We start from the raw sequence: 21,309 nt of genomic DNA, 5'->3' as shown, positions 1-21,309 counted from the left end.
GACTGCACCAGGCCGGCGAAGCCGGTTACCGCTGAGGCGCGGAAACGGCTTGCTTCGGCGCGGACGCATGCGGTCGACCCGGGAAGAACGGCGCTGACAGTCGGCGCCGATTTCTCGATCCGGCACCGCCGTCCGGCGCTTGCGAAAGACAATCGATTTTGCTGCGAACAATACGACCATGAGGACAAAAATGCGCTTGATCATTCTCGGAACCGGAGGATGGGCAAATACCCATGCCATGAATTTCTCGGAAATCGCCGGGGTCAAAATCGTTGCTGCCGTCGATACGGACGAGGTCCGGCTGCGGGCCTTCGCACTCAGGCACAATATCCCGCTGACTTTCACGTCGCTCGACGACGCCCTTGCCTGGGGAGAGTTCGACGCCGTCACCAATGTGACGCCGGACCGCGCGCACTATTCGACGACGATGAAGATACTCGCCGCCGGCAAGCATGTGCTCTGCGAGAAGCCGCTGGCGGTCAACTACCGCGAGGCCAGGGAGATGGCCGATGCCGCTGCGGCATCCGGCAAGGTCACGATGGTAAACCTGACCTATCGGAACGTCGCGCCGCTGCAGGCCGCCCGGAAGATGGTGCTGGACGGGCGGCTCGGCGCGATCCGCCATTTCGAAGCGTCCTATCTCCAGAGCTGGCTGGTCTCGAAGGCCTGGGGCGACTGGACCAAGGAATCGCAATGGCTTTGGCGGCTGTCGACGAAGCACGGCTCCAACGGTGTGCTGGGCGACGTCGGTATCCACATTCTCGATTTCGCGGTTTTTGCCGCCGGAAGCGACGTCAAGGCGGCGGCATCGCATCTCAAAGTGTTCGACAAGAGCCCCGGGAACCGCATCGGCGAGTATGACCTCGACGCAAACGACAGTTTCCTGATGATGGCCGAACTCGAAAACGGCGCGGCCGGCGTCATCCATGCAACGCGCTGGGCGACCGGCCATCTGAACGAATTGCGTCTGCGTCTGCATGGAGACAAGGGCGCGCTCGAAGTGGTGCACACGCCCGAGGGCTCGACCCTCAGGACCTGCGAAGGCGCCGATGCCGACAAGGCGATCTGGCGCAAGGTCGAGGTCGAGCCGGTCATCACCAATTTCCAGCGATTTGCAGAGGCCGTGCAAAAGGGGCAGCCGGACGAGCCGGGTTTCGCCCACGCCGCCAAGCTGCAATTCGTCCTCGATCACGCCGTGAAGACGGCCGGCGCTTTGGCGGAACTTTAGGCGAAGGGCAGCGGCCGCATGATCTCTTCGGAGGCCGGCGGCGAAGCACGTGGCCTTCAGGCTCTCCGGTTCAGCTCGTCTTCGCTGATGCCGAAATGGTCGAGGATGATGCCGACGTTGCGGCGATGCGATTTGAAATAGACGTCGAAGAGATCGCCGACCAGCGGAACCGTCCCGCCGGCCGCATCGATGCCGAGATTGACGGCCATGCGTGCGAGCTTGTGGTTGGGAACGCCGAGGCGGCGCGCCTCATTGAGGATGTAAAGCCCGATGAGCGATGTGGCGACGTCGCCGACGCCGGGGAGGAGGCCGAGCACCGAATCCGCGCCGATCCTCACGCCGAGCACCGGCAGACGGACCGCGGTGTCCATCAGCCTGGCGATGCGCGCGGCGCGCTGGATCCTGTCACGCTCGATCGAGGTGAGACGTTTCGTGCTGGTCGATGTTGGCATCAGAGCGAAGGTGCGATGTTACGACAATGACTTTCCATTGCCGTGAAACGCGGCACGCTCGATAAGGTTCGTCCGCGGCGTCGATCCTCGAGGCCGCCGGGCGTCAGGCGGCTCGCTGCGATTGTGTCCCGCTGACCGGCGCATCGATCTGAAAGCGGCCGACCACGCCCTCCAGCGTCTGCGTCTGGCCGCCGAGCGCGCGGCAGGCCGAGACCGTTTCCACGGCCATGGCGGCGTTGCGCTGGGTGACCTCGTCGAGCGCGCTGACCGAGGCGTTGATTTCGCCGATCGCCGTTGCCTGCTCGGAGGAGACGGAAACGATGCGGGCGATCAGGCCGGAGACCTGCTCTACCTGGCCTTCGATTTCCAGAAGCGCCTTGCCGGTGCGGTTGACGAGCTCGACGCCGGTGGAGACCTGGGTCGAGGAAGTGGAGATCAGCGCCCTGATCTCCTTGGCTGCGTTGGCGGAGCGGAGGGCGAGTTCGCGCACTTCCTGCGCGACGACGGCAAAGCCCTTGCCGGCTTCGCCGGCGCGCGCGGCTTCGACGCCGGCGTTCAGCGCCAGAAGATTGGTCTGGAAGGCGATTTCGTCGATGACATTGACGATTTCGCCGATCTGGGCGGATGAGCCTTCGATCCTTTCCATGGCGGCGATCGCATCGCGGACGACGGCGGCGGAATGTTCGGCGCTGCTGCGGGTCTCGGCCATCAGCCCGGTTGCCCTGCCGGCATGATGGGAGGCATCCTTGGTCTTGGCGTTCATCTCCTTGAGCGCGGCGGTGGCCTCTTCGAGCATCGCGGCCTGCTGCTCCGTGCGCGAGGCGAGATTGTCGGCGGCATTGGTGATGCCAGTCGAGGAGCTGCCGACCTGCCGGGAGGTCTGGGCGATCTCGGCCATCGAAGCGGACAGCGCCTTCATGCTGTCGTTGAACTTCGCGCGCAAGGCCTCGTAGGTGGCGGCGAAGGGTGTCTGGATCCGGCAATCGAGATTGCCGTGCGACAGCTGGTCCAGGCCGTATGTCAGCTGGTCGATGACCGTCTCGCGTGTCTGCTCCTCGGCGGCTTTTTCGGCCATCTGGCTGCGTTCACGTTCGAATTCGGCGTCGCGAAGCGCCGTTTCGCGCTTCTGCGCATCCTGGCGCTCCAGCGCGTTGCGGCGGAAGACCGCTACCGCCTTGGACATGGCGCCGATCTCATCGGAACGGTTGGCATAGGGAACTTCGGTCGAAAAATCGCCCTCGGCAAGGTTGCCCATATAGGCCTTCATGCCGTCGAGCGGCACGATTGCCCGGCGGCGCAGGAGATAGAGCCCGACCAGCAGCAGGGCGAAGGAACCGAAGCCGGCCGCACCCGCATAGATCGTCCAGGTGACGATTTCCGACGCTGCGTTCTTTTCCTCGCCCTTCAGGAAGGCGTCGGAATTCGCAACGAGCTTCTCGACCGCATCCTGGTGCTTATGGAAGGCGATGCGCAGCTGCTCGATCGCGCCGTGCGCCTTGTCTTCATCCTTCGCATTGAGCGCCGGGATGATCTCGCGGTTCATCACGTCCCAGAACGTATCGCCCTTGGCCAGCACGTCGTTCTCAAGCTCGTCCTTCAAGGCCTGCGGCAGCCGGGTGGTTTTCCAATAGGCGCGGCGATCGTCGTAAGCGGCCTTCAGATTGGCGATCTTCGCCAGGTTGGTCTCGGTGAGTTCGGGAAACTTGCTCGCTTCGAAGGAGAGCATGTAGGATTCGACCACGAAAAGCGGCGGCGGCAGAATATCGGCGATGAGATCCTTGCCGTAGACGACCTGCTCGTAAACCGGACCGTTGACCTTCAGCCTTTCGAGCGCCGATTGCTGCAATCCGATCGAGATGAAAAGACCTGTTGAAACGGCGACACCGAAGGCCACCAGACTGCGCGCAATAGTAAATGCCAAGACTGTCTCCAAATAACTTTTGGCGTCTCTGCTTCGAGACGGCCTGATCTACGTACCGCATTATTTCGCAAGAAAACTGAGATATGGTTAATTCTTTGGAGGGTAGGAATTAGGCTTTCCTATTCAGGGAGCTCTGGCGCCCGTCCAAAATTGGGGTTATTCAAGAGTGCGGGACCCGTATAGGAGATCAGCATGGCCGAAGCTCGACTTTCCATACGAAGCGCAAAGGCGCGCGATCTTGCACGCCGGCTCGCACGGCGTGAAAATCGTTCGATTGCCGATATCGTCGAGCGGGCTCTCGAATCTTATGAAATACGTGAAGCTGGCCGAGAACCGGCGGCGTCCTTTTATGCTCGTCTTTCACAGCAAGGCGGGAGGGATATCGACCTGGAAGCCGCCATCAAGGAGGGCCGGCAGGGTCACAAAGGTATCGACCTTTGATTTTTTTGATAGCGACGTTGTTTCGAACATCGGTCCTTTGAGGAGGACGGCATCCTCTGACATCGACGCCCGCCCAACGGGACGGTTTTTGCAGCCGCATCCGATTGCCAGAACGTCAGGCCAGTCGCATCAGCACTTCGTTAAGATCGCTGATCTCTCGCAGCAGGGCGACCAATCTGTCCGTGTCGTCCTGGCTGAGGCGGCCCGTCTCGCCGCTGCTGTTCCAGAGATGCTGGAATTCCTGGCTCATCTGAAGGGCGCTGCCCATGATTTCGATGATCTCAGCGCGGTTTTCCCAGGTTGCGACGACAGCCGGTTCGTCCATCTCGGTCGATGTGTCGGATTCGCGTTCCAGCAAAAGCAATTCTGTTTCCTTTGGACGGTTCGGGTCGGATGGCGCGCGATTGGGTGTGGCCGTCCGCTGCAATTATTCGGAACGCGGTTTTGACAATAAACGATTTGAAATCAGACGATTGGCTAGCGGGTGTGGGGCGGACCCGTTAGCCAATCGGCAATTCCCTCTTGAGATGACTCAAACGAGAATCGCAAGATCTATAAAATGGGAAAATTTCCCATTTGTCAACGCGGTCGATCGCAGTTTCAGTGCGGGCCTGGAAAACCGTTCGGCGGCGGCCCCGGTGGGCCGTCCGAGCCGGGTGGCGGGCCTCGTCTGTCCGGACCCGGAAAATCTCCGCCCGGCCCGCCTCTGCCGAAAGGCGAGTGGTCGGGCCGCGGCCCATCCCAGGGGCCGCGCGGCGGGCGAGAACCGAATCCATCGGGACCACGTCCGGGAAAGCCGGTCATTCTGCTCGAATCCCGCACGCCGATATCGACGAAGCCATGACCGTCGGGCGACGACGGGGTCGGTCCCGAGCCGGCCGCGCCTCTGTCTGTCGGCCGGAAGGTCTCGACATTGATGATGCCACGTTTCAGGCCCGGCACGATGGGTTCGGCCTGTACGCGCGTGATGACCAAACGGTCGGCGACTGCCTTGAGGCGCACGAGTGTCTGTTTGCCGGCCAGATATCCATGCGTGCTTCCAAGCGAAAGGCCGCCGATCAGGGTGCGGGTGCCGCTTTTGAACGGGATGCCGCGGACATGGGCGCCATCGGAAACGGAGCGGGGCTCGATGCGCCGTGCGAGGATCGTGCCATCCGGTTTGCGGATCCCGAACACCGCGACCCGCTTGCCTTTCCGCAGGCCCTTGGTGGCGATGTCGGTCATGTCGATCTTCTGTCCCAGTATGACGAGGCCGCTCTTGTCCATCCGGTCGATGCGGCCCTGGACCTCGCTGACGATCGTGATGCGGGCAGCGCGTTTTCCCGTCAGCAGCACCCGGGCGACATGGCCGACCTTCATCGCGCTCGCGCGAACGCGCCGTCCGTCGATCTCGATCGGCGTCGCCGCGCTGAACGGGATGTGGATGTTGTTGACGATGATGCTGCCAAAGCCCTGGATGGTTCCAACGATGCCCGTTCCGCCAATCCCGTGATCTTCGGTTTCCCCGCCTCCGATGGAGAGGCCGGACCCGCCGATGCCGTGATCGCTGGTGCCGGTCGGCTGTGCGGCGGCAAGCTTCGGCCCGAGGACCTGAAGCGCGATGCCGCCCAGCAGAAACTGTCTTCTCGAGATCGCCGACGGGCTCATTCGCCGGTCTCCGTCCTGGACGCGGTTTCTGGCGCGGGGGCGGTTTCGCTTTCCTCGGTCATGACATAGAGCCCCGCGATCCAGCGGCTGCTGCCGCCGGCATCGTCCTTGATCGCCTGATGGGCGATCTTGTTGAGCTTCAGGAGCAGCGCCATGCTTTCCTGGCGGGCGAGCTCGTCGAGCCGGGCCGCAAGCGCTGCGGACATGCCGTCATAGTGAACCGCGCGCTCAAAATAGGGAGGCGGCTCGTTCATCAGGTTCATGACCGACGCCTGCACATGGTCGCGAAGGTTGCGGGTGAAATAATGCCGGCGGGCGTCGTCGCCGGCATTCGGAACGATCGACGAGAGGTCGAGCTTGACCCGGCCGTCCTCATCGAGAAGGACGATGCCCCGGTCCAGCCAGTCATCCAGGATGGAGCGCGGATGCACGTCCTTGGTGATGTCGGTCACCAGGCTCTCGAATGACGGGCCGCCGTCGCTGGAGGTCCGGGGCAGGGGGCTCGGCCTGTCCTCGGCATCGCAATAAAGGGGATCGGCAAGCCATCGGGCAAGGATGCGGCTCGTCTGCGAAACGCCGACGGTCAGGAACGATGGGTCGAGCGCCTGTCCGCGCAGCCGGTTGACGTCCTTGCGGTGGACGCCTGTCAGAAGCGAGATGCGGCTGTCCGTCTGCTGCTTGTTCGGCAGCGCGAATTCGTTCTCCGCGACTTCGATGTAGAGGCGGCGAAGAACGGCCGAAAAGGCGGTGAAGTTGAAGCCGGAGGCAAGAGCGAGCCTCACCAGCGGGCGCAGGACGCGCACCAGCATGGCCTGCAAGGTCTCTTCTGAGAAGGGTAGCTTTGCGCGCGGCTTCGACATCAAGAACACACTCGGTCTCTGAAAGACCATTGCCGGCAGACCTTCGGCAGTCGCCCTCAGTCTCCCTATGGCAAAGTCCAGACTGCCGCAACGGAGGGGCCGCATGCAAGGCCGGCCTATGCCACGCTTCCCGGCGGCGTGGCCGCGGACACGCCGCCATTGGGAAGATGTTTCGAGTGTTCTGTCAATGCGTTACCGGATGCGGCTCGGGTGAAAGCACCGCGCCGTGGCTCCAGTCGATCAGCCGGTCGATGCGCGCAATCTTGTGGAAAACCTCGAAGACGTCGAAGGCCGTGCCCTTCTCGATATGGGCTGCCAGCAGTTCGCAAAGCTCGAATATCTCCGGCGGCGTGCCCGTCATCTCGACGCCGTCATCGGTGAAGACGCCCGATCGCGGCCATGCCTGCGCCTGCTGCTCGTCGAGCTTGCAGCCGACGAAGGGGATCGTATCGATGATGCCGGAGGCAAGCGCAAAGGCGGCCTCGGCGACGATTTCGGAGCATGTCATATTGGGTTCTTTCGATAAGGCCGGTATTTGCAGCCGCTTGAATTCCCGCATCTTCAATCCGTCAGAGATAGTTGACCAGGCTGAGGCTCTGGAGTTTCGAGACGAGCGTGTAGGCGGTCTCCAGCTGTGTCTGCAGCTGGTTGACGAGCGTCGAGGCCTCGTAGGTATCGACGCCCTGGAGATCGACGAGCTTGCCCTGAAGCAGGCTCGACTGGGCGTCGAGCGCATCATTTGCCTTTTCGAGCCGTTCCTGCGACAGGCCGAGCTGACTTTGCTGCGTCACGATGCCTGAGGTCGCCTGCGCGGCATAAGCGATCGCCTTGGATGCGACGGTGCTCTGCGCGTCGGAGCTCAGATCCTGGCCGAAGAGGGCGGAGACGACGACGGAGGCAAGCGCCAGATAGCGCATGCCCTCGGAATTTGCGTTGGTCGACGAGGTGATGGTTTCCGATCCGCTGATCCGGCTCGTCATGTCGGTGCTGGAGGCGGTCGACCAGCCTGACGAAGTGTCCGTCCAGGCGCTTTCGGAGAACATCGGCTCGACCGTGTCGGTAATGAACGTGCCGATTTCCTCGCCCGTCAGTTCGTTGACGTCCTTGCCGAGACTGGTTGCGTAATCGCCGAGCGCCGTGACGATCGCATCCGAGGCCGCCGAGGATTGATCGCTCAGCGGTTGGTTGTCGAGGTTCGTTCCGCCGAACAGGAACTCGCCGTTGACGGAGGTGTTCGCCGTCGAGGTCAGCTGCGCGATCGTGGCGCTCGCCGATTGCAGCGCAACCGCGATGCTCGTCGTATCCTGGCTCGCCTGGAGTGCGGTCAGGTTCGAGACCAGGCTGTCGCCGGCATCCTTGAGGCTGGAAAGCGCGGTCTGCGATGCTTCCATGCGCAAGGCGACGACGGAATTGCTCGTCTTGAACGAGGCGGCCTGGTCGATGGCGCTGGTGAGATTGATCGACTTTGCGGCGCCCGCACCGAGCGACACGCCGATATCGGCATAGGTTCCGGTCGTCGCCTCCGTCGAGGCCTGCTGCAGCTTGGATTGGGACTGGCTGATGGTGAGCCTCAGAACGTTCTGCATCGCCGATGATGAAACGAATGATGCCTTCATGACTAACTCGCTATGTCGAGGAGCGACTGGAACATCTCGTCGATGACGTTCAGGATCTTTGTCGCTGCCTTGTAGGATTGTTCGATATCGAGGAGGAGCGTCAGCTCCTCGTCGAGGTTCACGCCCGTTTCGTTGGAATAGGCTTCGTCGGAGCGCGACAGGGCGGCGGCCGTGGTTTCGGAGGCCGATGTCGCGTCGCTGCGATATTGTTCGAGCCAGCCGATGGAGGCGCTGGCATAGTCCGTCAGGCTCTGCGTCGTCGAAAGGCCGGCGTCCGAAGAGAACGAGCGCTGTTCCGTCAATGCCGTATAGAGAGCGTCGAGATTGTCGGAGAAGCCGCTGTCGCCTGATGTATTGAGATTGGTGATGCCGCTGATCGTTCCGTCGCGCAGCTTCGTCGCATCGCCGCCCTCGCTCGTGACGACGGCTGGATTGACCGAAATAGTCGAGGCGATCCCGGTCGTATCGTTCGAGGACGACGGCGTTCCCCCGGTTGCGCCCGCGGCGGTGGTCCAGACGAAAAGCCCGGGTGCGCTGGTGGTGCCGTCGGTTTCCGAGAAGACCTGAACGAGAGCCTTGGCGACTTCGTCGAGCTGGGCCTGGAATGTCGGGGCGATTTCGTCGCGAAGCTGCAGCAGCGCCTGCAGGCTGCCGGAGGCGCTTGTCGTCGATCCTTCGCCGGCATCGAGCGCAACGCCGTCGATATAGATGGCATTGCCTTCCGTCCCTGCGACGTAGGTTGCCGTCGAAGCGAAGGTGACGGTGCGCGGTATGGTCTCGAACAGCACGGTGCCGTCGGAGGTGTAGAGCGCCATGTCGTTATTGTCGCGCACGACGGAGTTGACGCCGACGATCGACGAGATCTGCTTCAAAAGTTTCTCGCGCTCGTCGAGCGCCGAAGACGTATCCGTGCCGGTCGCCGTTGCCAGCTTGACCGCATTGTTGGCCGCCTCGAACTGCGACAGCAGCGTGTTCAGCGTCGAGACCTGCGTGGCGATCTCCGCGTCCGCCTCGGCCCGGATCGACTGGACGCCGTCGCTTGCCGTATTCAGCGAATTGGCAAGGTCCTGCGCGGCGGTGACGGCCGATTGCGCCGCGGTCGTGCTGCTCGGCGAGGTCGCGAATGTCTGCAGCGCCTCCTGGAATGCCGAGAGATAGGTGCTCGGCGAAGTCTCATAGTCATTGCCGCCCACCAGCGACTTCAGGCTTTCAAGCCCGGTCACCAGCGTCTGCTGGGCGCTGTCCTTGGCATTCGACTGCAGATACTGGGCCAGCAGCGCAGTTTCCTGCGCCCGGCTGATGCTGACGACCTGCGCGCCGGAAAGAGACGTCGTGATCGACGCCTCCCGCCTGACATAGTCGGAATTTCCGACATTGGCGATATTGGTCGAGACGACGCTGCTTTGCTGTCCGGTATTGTTGAAAATACTTTGGACGCTGTTCAAGGCGGAGGTGAGCGACATCCAGGCGCTCCCTCTATCGCTTCAGGTTGACGAGGACATCCATGATGTCGGAGCCGGTCTGAAACACTTTCGAATTGGCGGTGTAGCTGCGCTGCGCCTCGATCATCTCCGTCAGTTCGCCGGCGAGGTCGACATTCGAGCTTTCGAGCGCGCCGGACTGGATGGAGCCGAGGCCGTTCGTCTGCGGAAAGCCGGTGACCGTGACGCCTGACTGGCCGTTGGCGGTATAGACGTTGCCGCTGAGCAGCGTCAGATTGTCGGGGCTTGCGACGTTCGCGAGCGGGATCTGGTAGAGCGCCTTCGTCGTGCCGTTCGCATAGGAGACCGAGACCACCCCATCGGTATCGATCGACACCGAGCTCACCGAACTCGCGGCCTGACCGTCCGCCGAGCCGGTTGCCGAGAAGTCCGAGGCAAGCTGGGTGAAATCGGAATAATCCATGGTGATCGTCTTTGCCGTCACGGGATCGACGATGTCGGTATCGGTCGCGGAGGTCAGCTGGCCATTGGCGTCGAAGGAGAGCGTGGCGACGCTGACCGCGCTGGAGGAATAGGGGAAGGACGTCGTGCCGCCGGTCGCCGCATCGGCATTGCGGTAGACCGCGACTTCCCAGGTGCTGCCGGTGACCGCGCCGCTCGCATCCGTCGTCACGCCCGTCTTGGTGAAGTAATAATCGTACTGGACGGTGGCGCCGAGGCTGTCATAGGCGACCAGCGACATCTTCTGCGTATCGTCGGTGACAGCTGACGTATTGGCGCTCGGCAGCGTCGTCGTATCGGCGACGACGGTCGCTTCGGAGTTCAGGTTGCCGCTGAAATAGGCGCTGGTCGAAGCAATCGCGCTCAAACCCGACTGGGCGACATTGACCGGCACCAGCCCGTCGAAGCCGTTGACGACAACTGCCGGCACGCCGGAATCATAGGAATAGCCCATCAGCGTGTAACCGGCGCTGTTGACGAGATTGCCGTCGCTGTCGACCGAGAAGTCGCCGGCGCGGGTCAGCACCGGCGTGCCGTCGGCGCCTTCGACGATGAAGAAGCCGTCTCCCGAAATCGCGAGATCGTATTCGGAGGTCGTATAGGAAATGTCGCCCTGCTGGGAAATCGCCTGGCGCACCGATGTCTGAACGCCGCCGGAATTGTAGTTGCCGGAGGAAGAGGGCAGGACCAGCGACGAAAAGGACGTGGAAACGGCCTTGTAGCCTGTGGTATTCGCATTGGCGATGTTGTCGGAAACCGTGCTCAGCCGGTTTGCCTGTGCGCTCATGCCCGAGACGGCGGTTTTCATGCTTCCAAAAATGCTCATGGCTCGATCCTTCAAGGTTTGGGAACATGCCATGTGACGAGGGTTTCCAGGTCCCGGATCCGGGCGCACGACATCGCTGGCGCCGGGCAGGACCCACACCGGTCGATGATCTGATTGTCTGGACTGGCCCCGTGATGGCGATAGGCGCCGCGGCTCATCCGCGCGCTGGCATGGTGCGCCTGTCACGGCGCACCATTTCAAACATGTCACTGGCGAAGAAGCGGCCCGGCCGACGGCTCTGCCGGCACGACTGCCGGGCCGCTGTCGGAGCGTTGCATTACAGTCTCTCCAGTAACTGAAATGCGACGCCCCTTATCGTCTGTCAGCCCGTGGATCGGGCCGACAGTGAACCGGTGTTCGATGTATCGAGCAGGTCGAAAAGTTCGCTCGCCTGGCTCTCGGTGACGTCATCCGGCCTGCCCGCCATGAACTCCTCGAGCGAGACGAGCCCGTCTCCATTCGTATCGAGATCGGAGAGCAGCGACGCAGACTGATCGTCCTCGGCCGGCGGCGGGCCGTTGGGCCGTTCGGACGACTGAGCGGACATGGCCTCGGTCAGAGCGTCGACCGACAGCGAGCCTGCGCCTTCGGTGTCGAAGCTGTCGAACAGCGTGCCGGCCTGATCCTCGCTCACATCGGAGGGACGGCCCGCGACGAACTCGGCCTTGCTCACGAGCCCGTCGCCATCGGTATCGAGTTCGGAGAGCCGCGATGCAAGCTCGTCATCGCCTTCCCGCGGCGGCGGCCCGCCGGCCCGCTCCGATCGCTGCGCCGACATGGCCTCGGTCAGCGCATCGACCGACAGCGAGCCACTGCCTTCGGTGTCGAAGCTGTCGAACAGCGTGCCGGCCTGATTCTCGCTCACGTCGGAGGGTCTGGCGGCCACGAACTCGGCCTTGCTCACGTAACCGTCGCCATCGGTGTCCAATTCGGCAACGTCCATGCCTTCGCCGCCATCCTGCTCCCCGCTGGAGCCGGACTGACCGGCAAGACCGTTCATCGCCAGCGACATCAACTGGGACATGAGCTTCTCGGCGCTGTTGGTCGCGTCTTCGTCGAGCTGCTGGCTTGTGGTTGATTTTTTTGCCGAAACAGTATTACAGGATAGAATGTCCTGGGCTGTGGACGTCGAATTCTTGCTATAGGAATAGGAAGAAATTGATGTCGCGGCGGAAATGGTCGTCATAAGCGCTCCATCGCTAAGAGGGTGGGGATGCAACGCATTACAGAACTGATGAGTTCTCTAAATCGAAATTGCTAATGCCACAACCGAAGAAATCATCCCTCAGAAATAGCAGTCCGCTTTCCATGCTGGGTGGCATGCTCTTCGGAAACGCGGTCTAGATCGCCATGGATATTGTCGATGAGCCCGCAGACGAGCCGCGCAAGCGAGGCCGGCCGAAAGTCTCCAGCGACGAGGACAAGCGGACGCATATCGTCGAAATCGCCCGACGCGTTTTCGTAAAATACGGTTATGCCGGAAGCACGACCGCGGTCGTCGCCGGCGAGGCGGGTGTTTCCAAGCAGACGCTCTACAAGCTGTTCCAGAGCAAGGAAGAGCTGTTTGCCGCCGTGGTCGGCGCGCATCGGCGCCTGATGCTCGACCTGCCGAGGCCGGACGAAGATCTTTCGATCGCCGAAAGCCTCGAGCGCATCTTCATGATCGACATGGACGAGGCGATGGATGCGGATCGCGCCGGCTTCCTGCAGCTCGTCTTCCGCGAAGCCGCGCAGTTTCCCGAGCTCATCGATATTCTCCAGCGCGAAGGCATGCTTGCCAGCCGTCAGCACCTTGCCGACTGGCTGAGCGAACGCCGGGCGGAAGGCAGGCTGACCCTGGACGATCCGGCAAGCGGCGCCCGCATGCTGATGGATATGGTCTTCGGCGGCATGGGTCCGCCGGAAGGGCGCGCCCAGGCCTGGCCCGACCGGGCCGAATTGCTCGCCCATCTGCGCCGCTGCATCGCCATCTTCGCCGCGGGCGTCGGGGCTGCGTAGACCCGCGGAAAGCGATCCCTCGACTTTCGGCTTCCAATTCCATTCCGGATAAATTATAGAACTATATAGTTCTTTTAATTTGATTCGGCCATATGACCGTGGCCGCATATCGCCATGACCGGCGGCGACATCCCAGCAAAGATCGAAATTTTCACCGCGGCTGCCGGCAGGCTTTCGCGCGCGTTGTCGCGCGCAGAGCGATACCGGCACGAGTGCGATTGCGTAAAAACAAGAGGTTAGAGGGACAGGCCTTGGTTTCCACCTATGTAAGCTATCTCGCGGTCGCCAGGAATCTGAACGCCAGTCTCTCCAGCGTGGCGTCCCAGGCCACGGTTGCCCGCGACAGCGCCTACTACAGGGAAAACATCGACAAGGTCACGACGGTCGACGAATTCATGAGCGATTACAAGCTCTATTCCTACGCCATGAAGGCCTATGGCCTTGAAGACATGACCTATGCCAAGGCCTTCATGAAGAAGGTGCTGGAGAGCGATCTCAGCGATTCATCGAGCTTCGCCAACAGCCTGAGCGACAGCCGCTATGCCGAGTTCGCCGCCGCCTTCAAATTCGGCGGCGAGACGAAGACGGCGCAATCGGATGCGCAGCGCGACAGCCTGCTCGATGCCTATGAGGAATCCTTCGACACCGAGGCGGAGAACATCGAGGACGAGACGGAATATTTCGAAGAGAATATCTCGTCGGTCACCTCGGTCGACGAGCTGCTGTCGAGTTCGAGACTGAAGAATTATGTGCTTACCGCCTTCGGCCTCAGCACCGACTATACCTCGACCAGCTTCCTCAAGGACGTTCTGACGAGTGATCTCGACGATACCGACAGTTTCGTCAACCAGCTCGACGATGATGTCTATCTCAGCCTGGCAAAGGCCTTCAATTTCAACGAGGACGGCTCGGTCGACGGCGAGGTGATGTCGGAAGACCAGCTCTCGCTTGTGACGAGCGGCTATGCGGTGGCCGCGTCGACGATCGCCTCCACGGAAACCGGGGAGGCCTACGACACCTATTTCGCCGCACAAATCGGCAACATCACCTCGGTCGATCAGCTGATGAGCGACGACAAGCTCGTCTCCTACCTCAGGACTGCCTATGGTCTTTCCGACGACGATCCGGACAATTACATCTCCGCAGCGCTGAAAAATGCCGACGTCGCCGAAGCGATCGGCTTGTCCGAGCTGCACGAGGCTTTCAATTTCGATGAGGAGGGCGCGCTTGCCGATGGCGATACCGCCCAGACCTCGGAACAGACCGCCGCGACCACGGCGGCCTTCGACGAAAACTATCAGGCGCTGATCGCCAACACCGATACGGAGGACGCCGTCGACAACTATACGACGCGCATTGCCAGCGTCACCTCCATCGACGATTTCCTGGTATCGAACGCCGATGACGACGATGACGACAACGACGATCTGCCGGAACTGTGGGAGATGGCGCTGCGCGCCTATGGCCTCGATTCCACCGAGGTTTCGAAGAGCGAAGTCCGCAAGATCCTCGAAAGCGATCCCTCGGACGCCAAGAGCTACGTCAACAGCCTCGATGACGACAGGCTCGTCGCCTTTCGCAAGGCATTCAATTTCGACAGCGAGGGCGATGTGAGCGTTCCGCTGCAGGCCATGTCGGAATCCGTCGTCGACGACTATGCCGCCTACTACAAGCAAAACAAGATCCGCTATCTCGAAGGCGAGGAGCTGACCGAGGCGACCGATGCCGCCGACGAGGAAATCACCTATTTCCGCGATCAGATGGCGACGATCACATCGGCCAGCGAATTCCTGGCCGACGACCGGCTGGTCGCCTTCGCGCTCGAGGCCAAGGGGCTGGACCCTGAGGAGGTGACCTCGGACGAGCTGGAGAAGATGTTCGCCTCCGACCTCGACGACGAAGACAGCTACGTCAACAAGCTGGACGACAGTCGTTTCGCCGAACTCGTCGGCGCGTTCAATTTCGATCAGGACGGCAATATTTCGGCCGATCCGACCGGCACGGTGCAGCAGCGCGGCGATGTGCTGGAGACGGTCGACGCCTATGTGCGCCTGACGCTCGAAGACGATCAGGGCGACAGCAATACCGGCGTGCGCCTCGCGCTCTATTTCGAACGAAAGGCGCCGGAGATCTCTAGCGCCTACGACATTCTGGGCGACAGCGCGCTCTTCGAATTCTTCACCACGAGCTTCAATCTCTCCAGCTATGTCTCGAACATGGACGTCGACAAGCAGGCCGAGATGATCGAGAACTTCATCGACATCGAGGACCTGTCGGACCCCGATAAGGTGGACAACCTGATCAAGCGCTTCACCGCCATGTATGACATGGCGAACGGAACCGGCACCACGTCGACCGCACTTTCCATCCTGACCGGCTCGGCGTCGATCAGCGCCGATACGCTGCTTGCCGTGGCGCAGCTGAAAAGCGGGTGAGAATCCGGGCGGGTTCAATGACGGCATACCCCCTGCGGTAGGCCGGCTTGTATGAAGCTTGACGTCGTGCCATAGCGCGCCTCAACTCAACAAGAGGCGAATACACATGAGCATCGATGCGCGCAAAGCGCTGGCTGCCTTCTTTCTCCTGACTGCCGGCAATCTTGCGTCCGCATTCGCTTCGGATGCGGAATCGCGCGCCCTTTGGGCGGCATCTGCGATGGCCGAGGCCGATTATCATCGCAGCAATCCGTGCTCGAACTGGAAGGTCGATGAGCAGGCGGTGAAGAAGGTCATTGTGTGGAGCGGCCGAACGCTTGAAGAATTGCGGGCATCCCAAGACTACAGCGAGCAGCTTGGCGCCATAAAAGGACTTGTCCAGCAATACGGCCTGGAGATGGCCTGCGATGGTGGCGCAGCGAACTTCGATGTCTCGGAAAAGGATTATGGTGTTCTCCGCCACTCAGGCTGGTGAGGCGGCCGGGAATGACGAAAGCGCGATTTTGCAGCCACCTTCAACCCGTCCTCGAGGCAGAGTTGCGGGCCGGAAATAGCCATCCCTTCTCTCCTCCACACACCGCCGACTGGCCTAAAACCGGATCGGTCTTTTGCGCGCTTGCTGAAAAACTGCGGACGCGGAGCTATGAGGGTGTCCCGGAGCTCGAACATCAGATTTGCACCGATCCGCACTATGGCTGGCATGACGAGCTCTATTGCTCCGCTTGCGGCGACATGCTTGTTGCAGGCGAGACCCAATTGCCCAAAGGACGGTAAAAAACTGTTCAGCTGGGGCGACACTCAGTCCGTGGTCGATCCCGCAATGATCGTCAGCCGGCGCATCGACGGTATGAAGATGGCGAACAGGAAGATGCCCCACCATTCGGCGCCCGCGTCGAAATAATCCGAAACCTCCGGAAGGCGCGGGTTGGACCAGTCGATAATCTCGCTTTGCCGGCCCGGCGGCAGGATGAAATCCCTGATCTCCTCGAATACCGCCTGCACCTCGATCGGTCTGGCCGCGAGCGGGTAGGGCGGGTTGGAGAAAGCGTAGGCGAACTGGCCGCCGCTTCCGGCCCCCGGGCAAGAGCTGCTCCCCGACATGATCCTGATATCGTCGAGTGAGCTCAGCACCGGATTCTCCAACTCCGTGCCGGCGGCGGTCTTATAGCGCCCGAGCTTCAGCAAATGCCCACGGTCGAAGTCGTACCAGTCGCCGAAAAACGTCCTGTCGGAGATCGGCTTGCCTCCGAGCTGCCGAAGCCTGTCCGCATAGAACCTCTCGGCGTAACGCAAAGCCTGCGGAATGGCGGAAAGCATGCCCTCCCGATCGCCCGTCGCACTCTCGAAGATGGCGAAGTCGAGCACGCCCAACATCGTTTCGAAGCGTTCGAAGGCAGGCGGCAGCGTCTCGATCCGGTTCATGCCTCCGTTTTATGGCGCTGCTCCGATCGCCGCAATGGGCGCCGAGCTTGCGAGTTGATGTCAAGCCCCATGCGAGGGATGGAAATGTTCAAGGGCCGCGGGTCTTTTCAGACACGCGGCCCCGCAAGAGGTTTGGGCGGCCCTGCGGAACGCTCAGTCGTTCGCGGTCACCTTGACGCCGAGCACCGTGGGAATCGTGTTCGGCGCGCCCATGGCCGCTCCCACGATCATCGGGAAGGGCACCGGCTTTTCCGGCGCGGCGCTTATCGTCAGGCTCTTCGGGCCGTCGAGATAGGCGTTGACGGCGGCCGAGATCTGGTTCTGCAGTTCCGGCAGGTTGAGCTGGGCCAGCATGACAGGCACGAGGCCCTTTAGCGACTGTGCGAGCTCGTCGCCTGTCACGCCCTGCTGCGAACCGGCATAATCAAGCGCCTTCTTGGTGATGGAAGCGTCGTCGAAGCGCAGTTCGGCGCTGTTGAACGTCAGCTGCTGCATCATGCCCATCATGGCGAGGCCCATTGCCTGGTTTGCCTCTTCCTTGTTCGGGTTGGCTTCGGCCGTCTTCACCGCTTCCTGCAGCGTCTTGATGAAATCGAGCGTATAGCCGGAGATATCGACGGCGAGGTTCAGCCGGCCGACATTCTTGAAGTCGAAGGCGTATTCGTCGACCGCGATCTTGCCGCTCTCGGCCTCCCAGCTGCCCTTCATCGTCACGGCGCCGTCGAGCGTCGTCAGTCCCAGCTTCTCGATCGCGTCTTTCGAAGCGGGATCCTCGACCTGCGAGAGGTCGATCTTCAGACCGGTGACATTGGCGTCGTAGGTGAAGCCGTTATCCTCGCGCCCGAGATCGGATTCGGTGCTTTCGATCGAGAGGACGTCCTTGCCCTTGATGTTGACAGCGATAGGGCCGGTGCTGACGACCTCATAGAGCATCATGTCGTCGAGCGTCGCGCCGCCGGCATGGGCGGGGATGGTGAGACCCTGAATCAGGATGTCCTTCGCGGAAAAATGGCCTTCCTCCTGCTTCATGTCGACGTCGGGGAAGGCGACCGACTTGGCGTAGTAGCCGCCGCCGTCGGTCTCCTTCACGCCCTCGAAGGTGACATCGCCGATATCAAGCTTGTCGCCGGGCAGGCTCGCAAATCCAACCTTGACGCCCGATGCCTTGACGGTGTCGCCATCGACTTCAGCTTTCTCGAAGGTGATGACCGTGCCGCCGGCGCTGGTGGCTGCATTGAACTTCTTCATCATGTCCTCGCCGTCCAGGGCGAAGGCCGGGCCGGCAAGCGTCAGGAATGCAGCGCTTGCCGTCATCAGCTGGAGATTGCGTATATGTTTCATCGAAAGGTCCTTTTGGAGAAATGGATGTGAGAAGCAGCTCTCTTTGCCCTTGGTCGAAGAGGCTGCGAGACGGCACGAACAAGGGCCGTGTGCTGCGGCATCATCCTGTTGGCGTGATTGCGGGACGACGGATTGTGAGAGCTGAAAGCTCCGGCAGAAGAACTATCGTGCGGCCGCGGGGAGGGCGGCGTCTCATTCGTATATCTCCGCGAATCTTGCAACCTTTTGCATATAGATTTCCAATTCGGAATCAATCGCCCTGCCGTCGTTTGGATCGCGCCCGGCTGGGCGGCCCGCCCTTACCCAACGATCTGGTTTAGGCGAAGTTAACGATTCTTCGCCTTTCGATTGAGAATCGAAGCAGATGTGCGGGGATCCGGCCGGAAGAGCGGGACGTGTGATCGGCTCAATGACCACGAAACCGCCGCAGGCCGTGGCAATATTCTCCACCACGGGTGCGCCACAGGAGGAGCAGGGGAATTTATGCGTCTTTTCGGCTGTTTTACTTTTGTTTTCGCTTTGGCGGGCGCCTCGGCGCATGCTCAGCAGCTGACGGAGACCGTCGTCCTGTCCGTGTCTTCCTCCACCGTAAGATGGGCCGACGTCTATAAAACCACCGGCCGCGCCGACGATCCGTATCTTCACCTGCGCGTCCTTGAGAAGAAGAAAGGCACCGACCCCTGGGTCTTCAAGGAACTCGCCCATCATCTCGTCGTCACGCCGCAGGCTCTGGAGGCCAGCCGGATCAAACGGAAGGCGAAGACATACGCCTACAAGGATGTCGAGTTTCTCGGGACTTATCGCCGATGGCTGAATGATCCGGCGATACGCGCCGAAACGCCTGTTTGCGATAAGACGATCCTCAGTTGCCTGAAGAATGCCGGTTCCGACTGAGGGGGAGATGATAGCGTTCGTCCATGCTGCTGGGATATGAGGGTGTAGCCCTGAAAAGGTGTGAAGCGGAGAAGAATTCAACTATAAATTGCTTTTGTGGCATAAGATAGCTTATGGAACTTTCAAAACTCTAGAGAGACGCTGCAGCAAAATTCCTTAAACCGGAAACCGCTCAAGGAGAAAACTGCGCGGCAGTTCAACACGTTACTGCGTTCTTCTCAATCCGTCTTTGCGTCGACCCTCAAGCGGCGCGGACCCGATCACGGCCGCTGAGCTTGGCGGCATAGAGCGCCTGGTCGGCGCGTCGATAGAGTTCGGGCGCGCTGTCCGCCGTCAGGCAGGCGGCAACCCCGGCCGAGCAGGTGTAGGAAAAATCGGGCGATTCCGTCAGCGGGCGGGAAAACCGGATCATCATCAACATGCGTTCGATGATCTCGATGGCGTCCTCCACAGAGGTTCCAGGCATCGCCAGAACGAATTCTTCTCCTCCCACACGCCCGAAACAGTCGCTGCGCCGGACATGCTGATGGATTCGCTGCGCGAAGTCCCGCAGCACGAGATCGCCGGCATGGTGGCCGAGCCTATCGTTGATGTGCTTGAAATTGTCGATGTCGAATACAGCCAGGCATCCCGCGCCGCCGTCCTTGGCGGCGACGAGCATGTCCTCTATCCGCGCCATGACGAAGCGCCTGTTGGCAACCCCGGTCAGTTCATCGGTTTGAGAGGCCTTGATCGCCAGGTCCCGGTCCTGCCGGACGCTTCGCTCCTCGGCGCGCAGGCTGGTGATATCGCTCGCGACACACAGCATCCAGCCGTTCTTCTGGACGGCCTCGGTCATCCAGAGCCAGCGGCCGTTCACCAGGTCGGTTTCGAACGCCCGGTAGCCGATCTTGCCCCGGCGGGATTGGGTCGAGCGCAGCCACTCCTCGAAATTGCTCGCATGAATGACCGTCCCCCGTCCAAGCTCGAAATTCCGCCGCATCAGATCCGGCCAAAGCGGGCTCTCGTCAGGTTCGATGAAATAGGCCGAACGGAACGCCCTGTTGGCATATCGCAGCCGGTCATCGGCATCATAGACCGCCATGAGCGTCGAGGTGTTCGCAGAAAGCTGCAGAAGCTGTTCGACGATCTCATCCATATCGAACCCCGCCTGGTTGCCGATAGCATCATATCGCGCGGATTGCGGGAGGAAAGACCTTTCGGGCGAAAGCCGTGTTCCAGCAGGCTATATCCACTAGGTGACGCGCGCTCGGGACAGGCCCGCGAAACATCGGCAGGCGGCGGGAAAACGAGGACGCTGCCGTTCAGGCGTTCTTGACCGCTGCCGATCGGCTCATATCTGCCCCGGCATGGATCTGCCTCGTCGCCCGCACCGCTCGTTCTCCAGAAGGCTCGCCCGTCTCCGGACCACCATTCGCCGTATAGAGCATGGCCGGGACCGCTGGGCGCTGCGCTGGCAGGCGCTGCTGGCGTCGATCGACATCGGCATTCTGGTGTTCTTCATTCTCGGCCCCTATTTCAGGAGCGGCCCCTCCTATCTCGTCATCGATTATGCCATCGCAGCCTGGATCGGCTGCGAGCTGGCGGCGCGGGCGCTTGCCGCCGACCGCCCGGCCAGTTTCCTGCGGCGGCTGACGACCTGGGTGGATCTCGTCATTCTGGCAACGCTCCTGTTCCCGGACTTGCTGTTCAACTTCGCCTTCCTCCGCGCCATGCGGATCTGGGCGATCGGCAAGAGCCCCCTGCTGCGCGAAGGTCTGCGCCGCGCCGGCTGCATCCGGTATCAGGATGTCGTGCGCGCCTGCCTCAACTTCCTGGTCTTTCTCTTTCTGGTCACCGGTTTCGTCTACACGGGCTTCTTTTACGGCAGGCCGGGCGGAGAGGGTTTCGTCGATGCCCTCTATTTCACGGTGGCAACCATCACGACGACCGGGTTCGGAGACATCACCCTGCCGGGGACACTCGGAAAGCTGACCTCGGTGGTGACGATGATCGTCGGCATTTCGCTTTTCGTCCGTCTTGCGCAGGCGGTGGTGCGCCCGCACAAGGTCAACTTCCCCTGCCCCAGATGCGGGCTCCAGAGGCACGATGTAGACGCGGTGCATTGCAAGGCTTGCGGCGAACTGCTGAACATTCCTGACTTCGACGACTGACCAGTCTGTTGGCGTCCGGTGGCCGAGATCATGGGGATCATTCAGTCTTCGGAGGAATGCCGGTGCGTGTTGCTTCCAAATGAACTAAACTCATGCGATCGCTTTATCCAGCTGACATTCATCGGATCATCA

General features: G+C 61.4%; 22 protein-coding genes. 8 read left to right on the top strand and 14 right to left on the bottom strand.

From position 1 onward, the window contains the following. A partial coding sequence (locus tag CO670_RS33265) for a hypothetical protein (protein ID WP_210202697.1) occupies window positions 1-204 on the bottom strand: 204 nt, incomplete at its 3' end. Here CO670_RS33265 and CO670_RS28615 point away from each other — a divergent pair. After that, entirely contained in the window at window positions 191-1,228 is a 1,038-nt protein-coding gene (locus CO670_RS28615; RefSeq protein ID WP_097593377.1) for a Gfo/Idh/MocA family oxidoreductase, read from the top strand. The two genes, CO670_RS33265 and CO670_RS28615, sit on opposite strands and share 14 nt — an antisense overlap. A 56-nt stretch (window positions 1,229-1,284) precedes the next feature. On the opposite strand, the gene CO670_RS28610 is transcribed toward CO670_RS28615, so the two are convergent. Together CO670_RS28610 and CO670_RS28605 are read right to left on the bottom strand one after the other, a co-directional pair. Continuing rightward, window positions 1,285-1,680, bottom strand: coding sequence for a DUF4112 domain-containing protein (locus CO670_RS28610; protein ID WP_097593376.1), 396 nt, complete (start codon window positions 1,678-1,680; stop codon window positions 1,285-1,287). Between the two features lie 103 nt (window positions 1,681-1,783). Continuing rightward, window positions 1,784-3,601, bottom strand: a complete 1,818-nt coding sequence (locus tag CO670_RS28605) for a HAMP domain-containing methyl-accepting chemotaxis protein (RefSeq protein WP_097593375.1) — start codon at window positions 3,599-3,601, stop codon at window positions 1,784-1,786. 192 nt (window positions 3,602-3,793) lie between these two features. On the opposite strand from CO670_RS28605, the gene CO670_RS28600 reads away from it, so the two are divergent. Beyond that, entirely contained in the window at window positions 3,794-4,042 is a 249-nt protein-coding gene (locus tag CO670_RS28600; RefSeq protein WP_097593373.1) for a type II toxin-antitoxin system VapB family antitoxin, read from the top strand. Window positions 4,043-4,157: 115 nt separating this feature from the next. Here the strand turns inward: CO670_RS28600 and CO670_RS28595 are convergent, their stop codons facing one another. The 8 genes from CO670_RS28595 to CO670_RS28560 all read right to left on the bottom strand — a co-directional run bounded on the left by CO670_RS28595 (window position 4,158) and on the right by CO670_RS28560 (window position 12,120). Further along, window positions 4,158-4,406 (bottom strand): hypothetical protein, encoded by a 249-nt coding sequence (locus CO670_RS28595; RefSeq protein WP_097593372.1) that lies wholly within the window; start codon window positions 4,404-4,406, stop codon window positions 4,158-4,160. Between the two features lie 236 nt (window positions 4,407-4,642). Further along, a complete protein-coding gene (locus CO670_RS28590) occupies window positions 4,643-5,689 on the bottom strand; it encodes a DUF5666 domain-containing protein (RefSeq protein ID WP_097593371.1) in 1,047 nt (348 codons plus the stop codon). Beyond that, on the bottom strand, window positions 5,686-6,579 hold the full coding sequence (locus tag CO670_RS28585) for a DUF6502 family protein (protein WP_097593370.1): 894 nt from the start codon (window positions 6,577-6,579) through the stop codon (window positions 5,686-5,688). The genes CO670_RS28590 and CO670_RS28585 overlap by 4 nt, the downstream gene beginning before the upstream one ends. A gap of 154 nt (window positions 6,580-6,733) precedes the next feature. Continuing rightward, window positions 6,734-7,108 carry a hypothetical protein gene (locus CO670_RS28580; RefSeq protein WP_088675817.1) on the bottom strand — a complete coding sequence of 125 codons (375 nt, stop codon included), beginning with the start codon at window positions 7,106-7,108 and terminating at the stop codon, window positions 6,734-6,736. Between the two features lie 10 nt (window positions 7,109-7,118). Next, entirely contained in the window at window positions 7,119-8,165 is a 1,047-nt protein-coding gene (locus CO670_RS28575; protein WP_097593368.1) for a flagellar hook-associated family protein, read from the bottom strand. 2 nt (window positions 8,166-8,167) lie between these two features. Beyond that, window positions 8,168-9,628, bottom strand: coding sequence for a flagellar hook-associated protein FlgK (flgK, locus tag CO670_RS28570; protein WP_097593367.1), 1,461 nt, complete (start codon window positions 9,626-9,628; stop codon window positions 8,168-8,170). Between the two features lie 13 nt (window positions 9,629-9,641). Continuing rightward, complete coding sequence (locus CO670_RS28565; protein ID WP_097593366.1) at window positions 9,642-10,934, bottom strand: flagellar hook protein FlgE; 1,293 nt, start codon at window positions 10,932-10,934, stop codon at window positions 9,642-9,644. A gap of 322 nt (window positions 10,935-11,256) precedes the next feature. Further along, complete coding sequence (locus tag CO670_RS28560) at window positions 11,257-12,120, bottom strand: EF-hand domain-containing protein (protein WP_097593365.1); 864 nt, start codon at window positions 12,118-12,120, stop codon at window positions 11,257-11,259. A 164-nt stretch (window positions 12,121-12,284) separates the two neighbouring features. Between CO670_RS28560 and CO670_RS28555 the strand changes: the two genes are divergently transcribed. From CO670_RS28555 to CO670_RS28540, 4 genes are all read left to right on the top strand, one after another. After that, on the top strand, window positions 12,285-12,932 hold the full coding sequence (locus CO670_RS28555; RefSeq protein WP_097593364.1) for a TetR/AcrR family transcriptional regulator: 648 nt from the start codon (window positions 12,285-12,287) through the stop codon (window positions 12,930-12,932). A 251-nt stretch (window positions 12,933-13,183) separates the two neighbouring features. Beyond that, window positions 13,184-15,367, top strand: coding sequence for a DUF1217 domain-containing protein (locus CO670_RS28550; RefSeq protein WP_097593363.1), 2,184 nt, complete (start codon window positions 13,184-13,186; stop codon window positions 15,365-15,367). Between the two features lie 106 nt (window positions 15,368-15,473). Further along, the gene (locus tag CO670_RS28545; protein ID WP_245426059.1) at window positions 15,474-15,842 is read left to right on the top strand and encodes a hypothetical protein; all 369 of its coding nucleotides are present in this window, start codon (window positions 15,474-15,476) and stop codon (window positions 15,840-15,842) included. Window positions 15,843-15,853: 11 nt separating this feature from the next. After that, window positions 15,854-16,141, top strand: a complete 288-nt coding sequence (locus tag CO670_RS28540) for a hypothetical protein (RefSeq protein WP_097593380.1) — start codon at window positions 15,854-15,856, stop codon at window positions 16,139-16,141. A 24-nt stretch (window positions 16,142-16,165) separates the two neighbouring features. On the opposite strand, the gene CO670_RS28535 is transcribed toward CO670_RS28540, so the two are convergent. Continuing rightward, window positions 16,166-16,789, bottom strand: a complete 624-nt coding sequence (locus CO670_RS28535) for a hypothetical protein (RefSeq protein ID WP_097593361.1) — start codon at window positions 16,787-16,789, stop codon at window positions 16,166-16,168. Window positions 16,790-16,942: 153 nt separating this feature from the next. Next, window positions 16,943-18,130, bottom strand: a complete 1,188-nt coding sequence (locus tag CO670_RS28530) for a hypothetical protein (RefSeq protein ID WP_097593360.1) — start codon at window positions 18,128-18,130, stop codon at window positions 16,943-16,945. A 348-nt stretch (window positions 18,131-18,478) separates the two neighbouring features. On the opposite strand from CO670_RS28530, the gene CO670_RS28525 reads away from it, so the two are divergent. Then, window positions 18,479-19,024 (top strand): DUF5086 family protein, encoded by a 546-nt coding sequence (locus CO670_RS28525; protein WP_245426056.1) that lies wholly within the window; start codon window positions 18,479-18,481, stop codon window positions 19,022-19,024. A gap of 241 nt (window positions 19,025-19,265) precedes the next feature. Here CO670_RS28525 and CO670_RS28520 read toward each other — a convergent pair whose 3' ends face one another. Continuing rightward, the gene (locus CO670_RS28520) at window positions 19,266-20,162 is read right to left on the bottom strand and encodes a GGDEF domain-containing protein (RefSeq protein ID WP_097593357.1); all 897 of its coding nucleotides are present in this window, start codon (window positions 20,160-20,162) and stop codon (window positions 19,266-19,268) included. A gap of 211 nt (window positions 20,163-20,373) precedes the next feature. Between CO670_RS28520 and CO670_RS28515 the strand changes: the two genes are divergently transcribed. After that, the gene (locus tag CO670_RS28515; RefSeq protein WP_097593356.1) at window positions 20,374-21,177 is read left to right on the top strand and encodes a potassium channel family protein; all 804 of its coding nucleotides are present in this window, start codon (window positions 20,374-20,376) and stop codon (window positions 21,175-21,177) included. Window positions 21,178-21,309: the final 132 nt, after the last annotated feature.

It is taken from the genome of Rhizobium sp. J15, from assembly GCF_002531825.1.
GTDB lineage: Bacteria > Pseudomonadota > Alphaproteobacteria > Rhizobiales > Rhizobiaceae > Rhizobium.
This window is presented reverse-complemented; position numbering and strand designations above follow the sequence as displayed.

What these genes read in the sequence shown, in the direction of transcription:
- CO670_RS28590 (WP_097593371.1), bottom strand. Translation starts at nt 5,689, where the DNA reads ATGAGCCCGTCGGCGATCTCGAGAAGACAGTTTCTGCTGGGCGGCATC.
- CO670_RS28580 (WP_088675817.1), bottom strand. Translation starts at nt 7,108, where the DNA reads ATGCGGGAATTCAAGCGGCTGCAAATACCGGCCTTATCGAAAGAACCC.
- CO670_RS28530 (WP_097593360.1), bottom strand. Translation starts at nt 18,130, where the DNA reads ATGAAACATATACGCAATCTCCAGCTGATGACGGCAAGCGCTGCATTC.
- CO670_RS28535 (WP_097593361.1), bottom strand. Translation starts at nt 16,789, where the DNA reads ATGAACCGGATCGAGACGCTGCCGCCTGCCTTCGAACGCTTCGAAACG.
- CO670_RS28520 (WP_097593357.1), bottom strand. Translation starts at nt 20,162, where the DNA reads ATGGATGAGATCGTCGAACAGCTTCTGCAGCTTTCTGCGAACACCTCG.
- CO670_RS28585 (WP_097593370.1), bottom strand. Translation starts at nt 6,579, where the DNA reads ATGGTCTTTCAGAGACCGAGTGTGTTCTTGATGTCGAAGCCGCGCGCA.
- CO670_RS28540 (WP_097593380.1), top strand. Translation starts at nt 15,854, where the DNA reads ATGACGAAAGCGCGATTTTGCAGCCACCTTCAACCCGTCCTCGAGGCA.
- CO670_RS28515 (WP_097593356.1), top strand. Translation starts at nt 20,374, where the DNA reads ATGGATCTGCCTCGTCGCCCGCACCGCTCGTTCTCCAGAAGGCTCGCC.
- CO670_RS28560 (WP_097593365.1), bottom strand. Translation starts at nt 12,120, where the DNA reads ATGACGACCATTTCCGCCGCGACATCAATTTCTTCCTATTCCTATAGC.
- CO670_RS28565 (WP_097593366.1), bottom strand. Translation starts at nt 10,934, where the DNA reads ATGAGCATTTTTGGAAGCATGAAAACCGCCGTCTCGGGCATGAGCGCA.
- CO670_RS28615 (WP_097593377.1), top strand. Translation starts at nt 191, where the DNA reads ATGCGCTTGATCATTCTCGGAACCGGAGGATGGGCAAATACCCATGCC.
- CO670_RS28575 (WP_097593368.1), bottom strand. Translation starts at nt 8,165, where the DNA reads ATGAAGGCATCATTCGTTTCATCATCGGCGATGCAGAACGTTCTGAGG.
- CO670_RS28555 (WP_097593364.1), top strand. Translation starts at nt 12,285, where the DNA reads ATGGATATTGTCGATGAGCCCGCAGACGAGCCGCGCAAGCGAGGCCGG.
- CO670_RS28545 (WP_245426059.1), top strand. Translation starts at nt 15,474, where the DNA reads ATGAGCATCGATGCGCGCAAAGCGCTGGCTGCCTTCTTTCTCCTGACT.
- CO670_RS28600 (WP_097593373.1), top strand. Translation starts at nt 3,794, where the DNA reads ATGGCCGAAGCTCGACTTTCCATACGAAGCGCAAAGGCGCGCGATCTT.
- CO670_RS28610 (WP_097593376.1), bottom strand. Translation starts at nt 1,680, where the DNA reads ATGCCAACATCGACCAGCACGAAACGTCTCACCTCGATCGAGCGTGAC.
- flgK (WP_097593367.1), bottom strand. Translation starts at nt 9,628, where the DNA reads ATGTCGCTCACCTCCGCCTTGAACAGCGTCCAAAGTATTTTCAACAAT.